The following is a 12,379-nucleotide window of genomic DNA, read 5'->3' as shown; positions in this document are numbered from 1 at the left end:
TTTTTAAATAACTGTATATAAGTAAAACTTAAAAGGTCATTCAATGTTTAAAGCTGTATTGTGTGGGGTAGAAAACTGATGGAAATAGAACTACTGTGGTTTGTAGTTACCTTGTGTATAACCGGTGCCATTGCTGGTATTACCGCAGGTCTATTCGGCAATGGTGGAGGCTTTGTTGTTGTTCCTGCCCTACTCGCTGTTTTCCCTTTCTTTACTCCCCCTTCTGAATCACTAGTCAAAGTTGCAATAGGCACGTCATTGGCATCAATTGTCGTATCTAGCGCGCGTTCTGTTATGGCGCATCGAGCCAAAGGTGCCGTAGATTTTGACATCCTTAAGTCTTGGAGTATTTGGCTTATCCTTGGTGTTGGCGGAGGCTTATTAATAGCTAATAACTCTAGTGCGAATGGCTTAACCGTAGTATTCGCTGCAGGTGTACTGCTTTACTCTGTATATTTTCTTTTCCCTGAATTTGTCGTGCGCCCTGGCCTTGTTTTCGATATGCCTAAGGGCATAGGCAAAGCGGTATTAGCATTTGTATTGGGCGGCTTCTCTGCGTTACTTGGTATAGGAGGCGGCACGCCAACCGTCATAACGATGGTGATGTGCCAACGTACTATTCAGCAAGCTGTTGCTACCGCTGCCGGCGTAGGCTTCCTGATAGGTCTTCCTGGCGCCATCGGCTTTCTATTTATGAAGCATCCAGACACGGCATCTCTTCCTGTTGGCACTATTGGCTACATCAACATTCCAGCGCTCATCGCTATCAGCATAGGCGCAATTTTTACTGCACCTATGGGAGCGAAGATGGCGCATAACTTTAGTGAAAAAAAGCTAAAGCGATTGTTTGGCATTTATCTCGTCATTGTTTCAAGCGCAATGTTCTATAAAGCCATTTAAAATAAAAAGGAGAATATCTATGAGTTATAACCGTTCAAGACGTTTATTTTTAGGTGGCTCGGTAGCAGCATCAGCCATAGGAGCAACAGGTTTTAGCGGCCTAGTTAGCGCTCAATCTACAAGTGCCGCAATGACTGAAGCTGCATCAGTCATTTATGGTCCAAAACCTGGTGTAGCGAAACTAAACGCTAACGAAAACCCATTTGGCCCTAGCCCCAAAGCGTTGGACGCCATTGCTCAAGCCTCAGCTGAAGGCGGTGCATATTACGCTTATCCTGCTGCGATGACCCTGTTAGATATGATTGCTGAGCGTCATGGCATAACGCGTAAGAATATTTCCCTAAGCGCAGGGTCTAGCCCTATCCTTTCCTACGCTGCCGTGGCAGCCAGTAAGAATGGGAGAATTCTTGGACCGGACCTGTTTTGGGACACCACCTCAAAAGCACCTGAGAAACAAGGTGCGCCTGAAATAGTAAGAATTGCTAATACAGCAGATCTCGACATTGACCTTGACGCCATGTATGCCGCTATTGATGACTCTATCGGTATGGTACATATCTGTAACCCTAATAATCCCACGGGCAAAGTGCTTGACCCAGATAAGCTTCGCGAGTTTTGTATCAAAGTCTCTAAAAAGACACTGGTTTTAGTTGATGAGGCCTATAACGAACTTATCGATGAGCCACCAAAACACTCAATGATTCCACTTGTGAAAGCTGGCCACAATGTCATCGTAGCAAGAACCTTCTCGAAAATTTATGGTTTAGCGGGTATGCGAGTAGGCTATCTTATTGCTTCTGAAGAAAATACTGAATGGATCAATCGCTATGGTATGGGTGGCTACACATTGAACCAAGCAGGCCTTGCTGCCGCAATAGCGAGCTATAATGACGACGCCTTTTTAGCGTTCTCTAAAGAAAAAATTTATGAAGGTAAATCTATGGTAATGGATGCCGTTAAGGCTAACGGTTTGACAGCTCTTCCCTCTAGTACTAACTTTATTTTTGTTAATCTTGGCGATGGCAATGCCGAATATTTTCGACAAGCTATGGCTGAAAAAGACGTACTTATCCGAGGCATTTATCGTACTTACAATAATTGGTCTCGTGTAAGCATGGGTAAAATAGCTGACGTTAAACGTTATGTCGATGCAATGCCAGCTGCGTTAGAAAAAATGCAGGCAATGCAAAAAGGCTAAAAATATAGGGGCATGTGTCAGCTTAGATACGTGCCTAGCCCTCTTCATTCCCCCCTAAGCACCAGCCTTCTAATTCAACTAAAAGTCTAATACGCACAAAAGTCACCTTTGTCATATACTGAAATTAGTAAATAAACAGGTAAAGCATAACTGTAGCAATAATTTTCAACGGTATTGTTGCAGTAACGTAAAAGTTGCACATACTTTACTAAAAAGGCATTGCGTTAAATGCCGCTTAAGGAGGCTGTAAATGTCACTTTCTGTACTAGTTGCTGATGATTCCAAGTTGTCGAGGCGTAGTGTTATACGCTCGCTTCCCCAAGATTTAGAATACGAGATAACTGAAGCAACAAACGGACAAGAGGCAATAAATGCTCTCTGCGAAAACGAATTTGCGCTCATTCTTTTAGATCTTACTATGCCCGAGGTAGACGGCGTTGGCGTGTTAGAGCATCTGCATGCAAGGTCTAACATGCCAAACGTTATTGTGATAAGTGCTGATTTTCAGCCTGAAAAACAAAAAATTGTGATGTCTTTAGGCGCTAAGCGTTTTCTTCGCAAGCCTTTAGATAAAGAAGAATTGGCCATGGCACTGTTTGAGCTGGGGTATCTATGAGTATCGTACTACCACTGGATGAAGAGCAAAGAGATGCCCTTCAAGAGCTGCTAAATATTTCGATGGGGCAAGCCGCGAACTCGCTCGCTCAACTTATTGAAACAAAAATCGACATTTCTATACCTAAAATTTCAGCCGTCACGCCCACTCAGCTCTACAGCCTTTTATTTGAAACGAAAGATGCTTTTTATACCCGTCAGTCTTTCTTAGGCGATGTGCACGGTGAAGTCATGTCTGTGCTGTCACAAGAAGGTTTAAGTGAAGTTGCTACTTTAATGGATTACGACGAACCGTTAAGTAAGGAAGATATTCAAGAAATCATTTTGGAGCTTTGCAATATCTTAGCCGGCGCATGCTTAGCTGGCCTTTCTGATCAATTAGAGCTTACCACCAACTTAAACATGCCTACGTTGTTTTTACCCGATAAAGCGAACTTTGATGAGCTTCAGTGGCAGCACAGCCTGGTGATGGAAGTACAGTTCGTTATCGCAATTTCTTCGTTTAGCATGCGCGTTGTGTTTTGTTTAGACGATGAATCTCTTGCACGCATGAAAGATACGTTGGATGAGTTACTTGCATAATGTTTGAACAGCTGGTAGGTAAATTGCCTGTCGGAATTGGAATAGTCGATGAGAACTTTAACGTCGTTTATCTCAACGACTTCTTTTTAGATCGCCTCCCTCATAAAATGCGCGACTGTTATAAAGACACGCCTGTGGTTGAGTTGTTTCAGGGGCAAGGTAAGTTCCTCAAACGCAGACTAAAGTCGGTATTCGTGCTGCAGCACCCAAGCTTTAGCTATTGGGAGCAACGACCGCATATATTTCCATTCAAAAGTTCTCGGCCTATAACGGGCGAAGAGACGCAGATGTACCAAAATATGGAAATTTTGCCTATTAAAGATAAGAAAACCGGGCAGCGTTTAGCCTGCATATTCCTGCAAGATGTAACAGCCCAAGCGAGCTATTTCAGAGCCCAACAAAAACTTTCCGAAGCCCTAAAAAAAGAGCACGAAGCGCAGCGAAAGCTCATTCGCAAACTCGATACCGCCCAAAGCCAGCTTATTCAAGCTGAAAAGATGGCCTCTACGGGGCAACTTGCAGCAGGTATAGCTCATGAAATTAACAATCCAATTGGTTTTGTAAATGCTAACCTCAATACGCTAGATCAATACGCATCGCACCTTCTTGCGATTTGTGACGGTGTGAAAGGGCAAATTGAGCTCTTTAATGACGAGCTTAAGGAACAAATAGATGCCTTATTTGAGTCGAATCACTATGACCTACTGAAAGAGGATATTACCGAGCTAATTGCGGAGTCCACTGAAGGACTTACACGAGTAAAGGACATTGTTGAGAACCTTAAAAACTTTTCACTAGAAACTGCCGAAGGGATGCAAACCGTAGATATATGTGCCATATGTAATCAGCTCATCACGCTCATTTCCGCTCAATACAGCGCCCCCCAATATAAAATTGAATGTGAGCAAGAAAAGGTGGAGGTTATGGGAAATCCAGGGCCACTGAAACAAGCCCTGATGAACGTAATGATAAATGCTGCGCAGGCGATAGAAGATAAGGGCTTTGTTAAACTCACCGTAATTGATGCCGCGCAATCAGTAACGATTAAAATACTGGACTCAGGCTGTGGCATCCCAACAAAACACTTAAAACGCGTGTTCGAACCTTTTTTTACCACCAAACCTGAAGGGCAAGGTCAAGGGCTGGGCCTTTCTGTGGCTTACACCGCCGTAGAACAACACCAAGGTAAAATATCGATTAGCAGTAAAGAGGCTAAAGGAACTGTTGTAGAAATCACCATACCTAAAGCCCCAGCAGCGCCCACCAGTGTTTCCTAGCCCGCTAGTTTACTCGCTTCGCACCCCTTAAATATAAATACACCTTCCTCATTGAGTGTTCGCGAAATACTCCCTTCATTTATTAAATAGTTAAGGTGAGATAAACACTCCGCCACAGCGAACACCATGTTACGGCTTGAAAGCTTGCGCTTAAACATAACGGGTAACAGCTCGACCACCGTTTGAGGTTTCTCACAAGCGTTCAACAAGGCTTTAAGATGTTCGTGGTGATGTGCAATGAGCGAGTCAACACGCTCATGCAGGCCGATAAAGGGAAGTTTGTGTGCGGGTAACACGGTTGTATTTTTCGGCAAGCTTTTAAACTGGGGCAAGGTGTTCAGGTAGTCGTCTAGGGTGTTGGCGTCAGGCTCTGTTGAATAGGCGCCAATATTAGGTGTGATGATCGGTAGAATATGATCGCCAGAGATAAGAATATTTTTCTTTTCATTGTAAAGGCAGGCATGTTCGGGAGAATGGCCGCGCCCAACCATAACCACCCATTCATTATCGCCAAGCGATAATGTCATGCCATGCTTTAAACGGGTATAGCTTAAGGGAAGTGGCGAGACTACACTGCTGTAACCATTACCCTCGCCAGAGGTCAGCTTTGCAATCATTGATTCATCAAGCCCTACCCGCTGGTAATACAGAACATCTCTTGCGTTAGTAGCGCCGTTTCTGCCTGCTGCGAAGGCTCGCGCAGTGAAATACTCGGTTTGGGTCATATAAAAAGGTACGTTATATGTATCAGCTATCCAACCTGCTAAGCCCACGTGATCAGGATGTAAATGCGTAACAATGACACCAACAATTGGTGCATCTAATTGTTCAAATATGCGCTTCCAAAGTGATTTGGTAGTAGACATTCCGATGCCAGTGTCAATTACTACCCAGCCGCCTTCACCGCGGATTAAGTACAGGTTTATATGATCGAGTTCAAATGGAAGGGGCATAGTTAGCCAAAGTACATCTTCGGCTACTTCAATTAGCTCACCCGGTTCTACTTGTTTGTCGTATAGATACTCCATATCGCCCTCACCTTTTCTAGCCTGCATCTTTTAATATTCACTGAGTCGTTCCACTGTTTCCAATGGCTGCTAAAATAGCCTAGGTACGACCGCCTTTTTTGATAAAACCGTCAGTCGATAATGCTAGTGTGTAAACGCAGCATAATCTTATCGGTCTGATACCTTCGTTCTCATGTAAGATAATTGGTACCAGTCTCGTTCTAACTCGCTCCGTTAACAAAAACAAACATATCTGTCGAATAGAGATCTATAGGACTTGGTGATAACAAACGCTATACTGTGGTTGTTGAAGTTGATAGCCGACGTATTTTGTACCTTTTGCGCTTTTGACTGAATACGTAAAATGTGGGTTAGAAAAATTCAATCAAGGTTCACGCACTTAGGGCTTTCCTAATGAATTGACACCTTTAAAAAGCGGTTAGTAAAAACAAATTCATGTCAGCCCCAGTAATACAGCAAGGGTTCATACTCAACAAAAGTACGTTTACCCAGCGAGGCAAAGTCTATGTTGAACTCTGGGTTAAAACCGCCAATAACACCGCTAGATTAGTATCGTCACCTCAGAACCCCACTTGCTTTGTGTCCCTCGAACAATGTGCTGCATTGCGCGACATGGCTGCTCGTATGCCAGTTAAGATCATAATTTCAGAAGATGGTTTTCACACGCTAGAACAAGTTCCTGTGGCTACGGTCAAGACCGCCACCGAATCGCATATGCACCAGCTTCGCCAACGCGCGCAAGAGCAAAGTATTGTATTGTATGAAGCTGATATTCGCGTGGCCGATCGCTATCTAATGGAGCGCTTTGTGTATGGCGCAGTGGAATTCGTTACCCCACAAGTTGTCGATGATACGTCACAACTTGTTATAGAAAATGCGCAAATCAGACCCTGCCATTTCAGAACTACTTTTACGTCATTAAGTATAGATATTGAGTGTAATGAACACGAAGAGCTGTTCAGCATTGCACTGGCAGGCGAAGGAAAAAGTGTAGTGCTGCTTGTTTGTCCACCGAGTTTTATTGGTCAGACATTACAGGAGCAAGAAGACAGTCCATACACGCTTGTTACGGTCGAGTCTGAAAAAGAACTGCTAGAAGCTTTTTTTTCACACCTAACCTCCCACGACCCAGACATTATTTTGGGTTGGAACGTTAAGCAGTTTGATATGGCTGTGCTGGGCCGCCGTGCTAAGGCAAATTCGCTCAAGTATGCTATTGGCCGCCATGGCCGAGAGGCTTCAGTAAGACAGTGGGAAGACCAAACACTTGTTGATGTACCCGGCCGATGCGTGATTAATGGTATTGAAGCACTTAAAACCATGACCTATCAGTTTGAGTCCTTCTCTCTTGACCATGTTTCCGAAGAACTGCTTGGTGAAAACAAGCTTATTCAAGCTGCCGACAAACTTGAAGCGATAAAACATCTTTATCATAGCGATCCTGTTGCACTCGCGAACTACAACTTTAAAGACACCGAACTAGTAAACCGCATTCAGGATAAAACCCAGTTTATTGATTTTCTGGCATTGCGCAGCATTCTTACCGGCTTAGATATGAGCCGACCGGGAGGCTCGGTAGCGGCGTTTTTAAACGTTTATTTACCTAAGCTTCACCGCAAGTCTTATGTCGCTGGAGTGAGGCCAGAAAATGGCGGTTTAGCTAGTCCTGGCGGTTATGTCATGCGCTCCCAACCTGGCTTGTACAAAGATGTTTTAGTACTCGATTTTAAAAGCCTATATCCTTCTATTATTCGAACGTTCAAAATCGACCCATTGGGGCTTGCAGAAGGACTTAAGTCTCCTAATACGGCAATAGAGGGGTTTAAAGGCGCAGTATTTAGCCGCGAATCACATTTTCTACCTTCCATTATCGAAAACCTATGGCTTCAGCGCGACGAAGCCAAAAAACAGAAAGACGCACCACGCTCTCAAGCCATTAAAATATTAATGAACTCCTTTTACGGAGTACTTGGTAGCGGAGGCTGTCCTTTTTACGATCCTCGTCTTGCCAGTTCAATTACATTGCGTGGGCATGAGATCATGCAAACCACCGCGAGTTGGATTGAGGAACTAGGCTATACAGTTATCTACGGTGATACCGATTCAACGTTTGTGCATGTTGAAGGAAATACTGCACTAGGTACACCTTCTGAAACCGGTCGCGAGCTTGCCAAAATTATCAATGAGAAGTGGACTGAGTTACTTAAGCGTCAATTCAATATTGATTGCCATTTGGAGATTGAGTTCGAATCTCACTTTTCTACCTTCTTTATGCCAACAATTCGTGGCTCTTCTGAAGGTAGTAAAAAACGCTACGCAGGGATGAAAGACGGTGAGCTTATCTTTAAAGGCCTAGAGAACGTGCGTTCGGATTGGACAGTGCTTGCTAAAGAGTTCCAATACGAACTATACAAAAGAGTCTTTACCAATGAACCTGTAAAGCAGTACATCAATAAAACGCTAAACGCAATAAAAGCGGGAAAGATGGATGACAAGTTGGTGTATAAAAAGCGACTCAGAAAACCACTTTCTTCGTATGTAAAATCTCTTCCTCCTCATGTTAAAGCGGCGAGACGGGCCGACAAATTATTCGAAGAACAGGGCTTACCACTTCGCTACCAATCTAATACTTCCATAGCCTATGTAATTACCGTTCAAGGGCCGCAAACAGTAGAAACAATCTCTGCGCCGCTTGACTATGACCACTATATAGAGAAACAGATAAAGCCTATTGCTGATAGTATATTGCCACTGATATCCCTTAATTTTGAGCGCATAGCTAACGCTCAGCTTTCCTTATTTTAATTATGTTTATCTGTATGAAGATCTTTCAGGCTTCGTGACAAATTAACAAAAAAATTACACTCTGAATCTATTCGCACCTTAAGAAATTACAAATATTTTCAATAATTTAGATCGTTGGCACGACAAGTGAATAAGATATTTGTGAGTAGCTAAATAGGTTTGTTTGAAGAATTAACTTCAATCAACATGCGTTCAATTTAGTGATTAGGGCAATTGATAGCCCGTGTTCGCAATGAGAAACAGAAGGAATTTGATTATGAAGATCACAAAGTTAAGTATGATTACTAGTGCTGTTGTTGCAGCTACACTTTCTGCGTCTGCATTCGCAGGCCATCATGAAGAAAAAATTTCTAAGAGCTTTAATGCGCTTGACCAAGACGGTAATGGCTACATAGTCGGTTCAGAATCGTCAGGTACGATCGACAGCAAGTTAGTATCTAAAATGGATACTGACGGAGACAGTATGGTTAGCCGCGCAGAATTCAATTCATTTGTCGATGAAAAACCATCGATGTTCAGTGATGAGGTTATCACGCAGGTTAAAGCTAAAGGTACAACAGACGCTGTACTAACTGAAGAAGGCAATCCAGCACTTTTTTCTAAAGCTGATAATGAAATGATTTCAGAAAAGAATAAAGAGTTGCGCACAGAGATGTCTGCAACGGCCAATACTAAGTTCACTAAAATCGACAAGGATAGCGATGGTAAAATCAGTGAGAAGGAGCTAGAAATGGCCGACGTTGAAGGCGACTTTGACTCAATGGATGAAGATGGTGATTCGTACATAACTCGTATGGAATACCGTACCTATTTTGAAGAGATTGAATCAGAATAGTTAAACTAAATAATTCATAGTATTCCCAACTATGTAGCCCCGCTTAAAGTGCGGGGCTTTTCTATTTTCCTTTAAACATTACACCCCACGAAACTCACCAGTTCGCCCCCTAATAAATAGCCTGCGACGAAACGCTAATATTTTTCGTTGAACAGCACCGTATACGACCAACATCTTGTCGACAAAACGCATTTGCAACCATATTGTTAATAAAGGTTAAATATTTTGTTTACTCAATCGCGCATTCTGTAATTAGCGCAAAGGTCGCTATTGTGTACTTCGATTTCAAAATCATGATAGCGATTATCTAAAATTACATTTAAATCATATGCGTACGCGCATGGAGGCAAGAAATAATGGAATCAAATACACAGTCAAACACTGTATTTCCACTTCAAAAAAGTGAGTTTAGCGGTCCTTGTGATGCTGAACTGACATCACTCACAATAGGTCAATACTTCAAAAAGGTTGTCGACAATTATGGCGATAACCCAGCGATCATCGTAAAACATCAAAGTATTCACTGGACCTATCAGCAATACTGGCGTGAAGTAGAACGTGTGGCTTGTGGTTTACTTGCCAATGGCGTAGAGCCAGGTGATCGAGTTGGGATATGGTCCCCCAATAACATCGAGTGGTCACTTGTACAAATGGCCACGGCAAGAATTGGCGCGGTCATGGTATGTCTTAACCCAGCTTACCGCCCAGATGAATTAGCCTTTGCTATTAACAATGTCGGGGTAAAGCACTTGGTGATGGCACAGTCTTTTAAACACTCAAACTACATCGCCATTTTGAAAGAACTAGCTCCGGAACTAGATTCTGACGAACAGAGTCAAACGGACGCGGCGCTATCGCTCTCGAAGCTCCCTTCTCTTAAACACGTATATACTATCGGCGAGACAACGGTAAACGGACTACAGGCATTTTCAAAACTCCAAGTAGAGCCTACTAAGGCTTTAAAATCGCGGTTAATAGACATCGAAAGAACGCTAAATGCTGATGATAACATCAACATTCAATTCACCTCAGGTACGACCGGTAACCCGAAAGGCGCAACACTCACGCATCGCAATATATTAAATAATGGTTTATTAGTATCAGAAGCAATGAGATTTACGCACCAAGACAAGCTTTGTATTCCCGTACCGCTCTATCATTGCTTTGGTATGGTGTTGGGCAACTTAGTCTGTTTAGCGTCCGGAGCATGCGCAGTATTTCCTGGGGAGTCTTTCGACCCCGAACAAACGCTTCGCACAGTAGAAGAAGAAAAGTGTACTGGCTTGCACGGCGTGCCAACCATGTTCATCGCCGAGCTAGAGCTTCCTAACTTTGGAAGCTTTGATTTATCGAGCTTGAGAACTGGCGTTATGGCGGGAAGTACATGTCCTGAGGAACTAATGCGTAAAGTCCATAGTGAGTTTCATATGACCGAAGTCGTTATAGGTTACGGTCAAACAGAGTGCAGCCCTATCAATCATATTACCGATATTGAATCACCATTTGAGAAACAGGTTAAAACAGTCGGACGAGCTATGCCTCATACGGAAGTAAAAATTATCGACGCACAAGGCAGTACTGTTCCAATTGGAGAGCCAGGTGAGATTTGTGCAAGAGGCTATTGCGTGATGAAAGGTTACTGGGGAGATGAAGCTAAAACTAGAGCTACCATAGACGACGAAGGTTGGCTTCATTCTGGCGATCTTGGCGAAATGGACGAACAAGGCTATGTCACTATTGTAGGCAGAATAAAGGACATGATCATACGTGGGGGGGAGAATATTTATCCACGAGAAATCGAAGAGGTGCTGTACCAACATGACGACGTATCCGACGCAGCTGTATTTGGCATACCCGATAACAAATATGGCGAGCAAGTGTGCCTTTGGATCAAAGCAAAAGACAATAGGCATGTAGATGAAGAGCAAATACGAGACTACTTAAAATCGAAACTTGCCTACTTTAAAGTACCTAAATACATCAGTGTAGTAAAAGAGTACCCAATGACAGTAACAGGCAAGCTACAGAAGTTTAAAATGCGTGAACACATGATAGAAACTCTGAAGAACCAAGCCCTACAAACCGAGGCGTAAACCTACGGCAAACAAATGGGGTCAGAGTCGTGACTCTGACCCCACTATTTTTTCTTTCGTGCAAACGCAAAAAACCCGCCGTTAGGCGGGTTTTTCTTAATGGGACCTGGCAGTGTCCTACTCTCACATGGGGAAGCCCCACACTACCATCGGCGCTAATACGTTTCACTTCTGAGTTCGGAATGGAGTCAGGTGGTACCGTATCGCTATGGCTGCCAGGAAAAACTGGTAACAATCTAGAAAACTGGATATCTATTCAATCAGTGAGTAACTGCTTTTCACTCTACTTGCGGCTCTTTCTCAGAGCTTAGCTTGTCTACAACACTTCAAAAGCCTAAAGCTTTTTGGGCGTTGTATGGTTAAGCCTCTCGGGCAATTAGTACAGGTTAGCTTAACGCCTTACAACGCTTCCACACCCTGCCTATCAACGTCATCGTCTATAACAACCCTTCCAGAACTTAAAGTTCAGGGATGACTCATCTTTGGGCCGGCTTCCCGCTTAGATGCTTTCAGCGGTTATCCGTTCCGAACATAGCTACCGGGCAATGCCATTGGCATGACAACCCGAACACCAGCGGTTCGTCCACTCCGGTCCTCTCGTACTAGGAGCAGCTCCCATCAATCATCCAACGCCCACACCAGATAGGGACCGAACTGTCTCACGACGTTCTAAACCCAGCTCGCGTACCACTTTAAATGGCGAACAGCCATACCCTTGGGACCGACTTCAGCCCCAGGATGTGATGAGCCGACATCGAGGTGCCAAACACCGCCGTCGATATGAACTCTTGGGCGGTATCAGCCTGTTATCCCCGGAGTACCTTTTATCCGTTGAGCGATGGCCCTTCCATACAGAACCACCGGATCACTATGACCTACTTTCGTACCTGCTCGACGTGTCTGTCTCGCAGTTAAGCTAGCTTATGCCATTGCACTAACCTCACGATGTCCGACCGTGATTAGCTAACCTTCGTGCTCCTCCGTTACTATTTGGGAGGAGACCGCCCCAGTCAAACTACCCACCAGACACTGTCCACAACCCCGAT

At 43.8% G+C, this 12,379-nt stretch carries 9 protein-coding genes and 2 rRNA genes; 8 read left to right on the top strand and 3 right to left on the bottom strand.

The features are described 5' to 3' along the window. The first annotated feature begins 78 nt into the window (after positions 1–78). The 5 genes from ACXAGK_RS04820 (at position 79) to ACXAGK_RS04800 (ending at position 4,572) form a co-directional block, all read left to right on the top strand. Positions 79–900 (top strand): sulfite exporter TauE/SafE family protein, encoded by an 822-nt coding sequence (locus tag ACXAGK_RS04820; RefSeq protein WP_474854516.1) that lies wholly within the window; start codon positions 79–81, stop codon positions 898–900. Between the two features lie 19 nt (positions 901–919). Further along, positions 920–2,098 carry a pyridoxal phosphate-dependent aminotransferase gene (locus tag ACXAGK_RS04815; protein WP_474854514.1) on the top strand — a complete coding sequence of 393 codons (1,179 nt, stop codon included), beginning with the start codon at positions 920–922 and terminating at the stop codon, positions 2,096–2,098. A 250-nt stretch (positions 2,099–2,348) separates the two neighbouring features. Next, positions 2,349–2,714: a response regulator gene (locus ACXAGK_RS04810; protein ID WP_474854513.1), complete on the top strand. Its 366-nt coding sequence runs from the start codon at positions 2,349–2,351 to the stop codon at positions 2,712–2,714. After that, complete coding sequence (locus tag ACXAGK_RS04805; protein ID WP_474854511.1) at positions 2,711–3,295, top strand: chemotaxis protein CheX; 585 nt, start codon at positions 2,711–2,713, stop codon at positions 3,293–3,295. The genes ACXAGK_RS04810 and ACXAGK_RS04805 overlap by 4 nt, the downstream gene beginning before the upstream one ends. Further along, positions 3,295–4,572 carry a sensor histidine kinase gene (locus tag ACXAGK_RS04800; RefSeq protein ID WP_474854510.1) on the top strand — a complete coding sequence of 426 codons (1,278 nt, stop codon included), beginning with the start codon at positions 3,295–3,297 and terminating at the stop codon, positions 4,570–4,572. The genes ACXAGK_RS04805 and ACXAGK_RS04800 overlap by 1 nt, the downstream gene beginning before the upstream one ends. On the opposite strand, the gene ACXAGK_RS04795 is transcribed toward ACXAGK_RS04800, so the two are convergent. Beyond that, the gene (locus tag ACXAGK_RS04795; RefSeq protein WP_474854507.1) at positions 4,569–5,600 is read right to left on the bottom strand and encodes an MBL fold metallo-hydrolase; all 1,032 of its coding nucleotides are present in this window, start codon (positions 5,598–5,600) and stop codon (positions 4,569–4,571) included. The genes ACXAGK_RS04800 and ACXAGK_RS04795 overlap by 4 nt on opposite strands. 435 nt (positions 5,601–6,035) lie before the next feature. On the opposite strand from ACXAGK_RS04795, the gene ACXAGK_RS04790 reads away from it, so the two are divergent. The 3 genes from ACXAGK_RS04790 to ACXAGK_RS04780 all read left to right on the top strand — a co-directional run bounded on the left by ACXAGK_RS04790 (position 6,036) and on the right by ACXAGK_RS04780 (position 11,333). Next, positions 6,036–8,405 carry a DNA polymerase II gene (locus ACXAGK_RS04790; protein WP_474854505.1) on the top strand — a complete coding sequence of 790 codons (2,370 nt, stop codon included), beginning with the start codon at positions 6,036–6,038 and terminating at the stop codon, positions 8,403–8,405. A gap of 256 nt (positions 8,406–8,661) precedes the next feature. Beyond that, positions 8,662–9,240 carry an EF-hand domain-containing protein gene (locus ACXAGK_RS04785; RefSeq protein ID WP_474854504.1) on the top strand — a complete coding sequence of 193 codons (579 nt, stop codon included), beginning with the start codon at positions 8,662–8,664 and terminating at the stop codon, positions 9,238–9,240. Positions 9,241–9,596: 356 nt separating this feature from the next. After that, the gene (locus ACXAGK_RS04780) at positions 9,597–11,333 is read left to right on the top strand and encodes an AMP-binding protein (RefSeq protein ID WP_474854502.1); all 1,737 of its coding nucleotides are present in this window, start codon (positions 9,597–9,599) and stop codon (positions 11,331–11,333) included. Positions 11,334–11,437: 104 nt separating this feature from the next. Here the strand turns inward: ACXAGK_RS04780 and rrf are convergent. Next, positions 11,438–11,553: ribosomal RNA gene (rrf, locus tag ACXAGK_RS04775) — 5S ribosomal RNA — on the bottom strand. 135 nt (positions 11,554–11,688) lie between these two features. After that, a 23S ribosomal RNA gene (locus tag ACXAGK_RS04770) occupies positions 11,689–12,379 on the bottom strand; the annotation flags it as partial.

Source organism: Alteromonas sp. ABM1_013, assembly GCF_056160505.1.
Note: the sequence above shows the minus strand (reverse complement) of the source record. Positions and strands in the feature narration are given on the sequence as shown.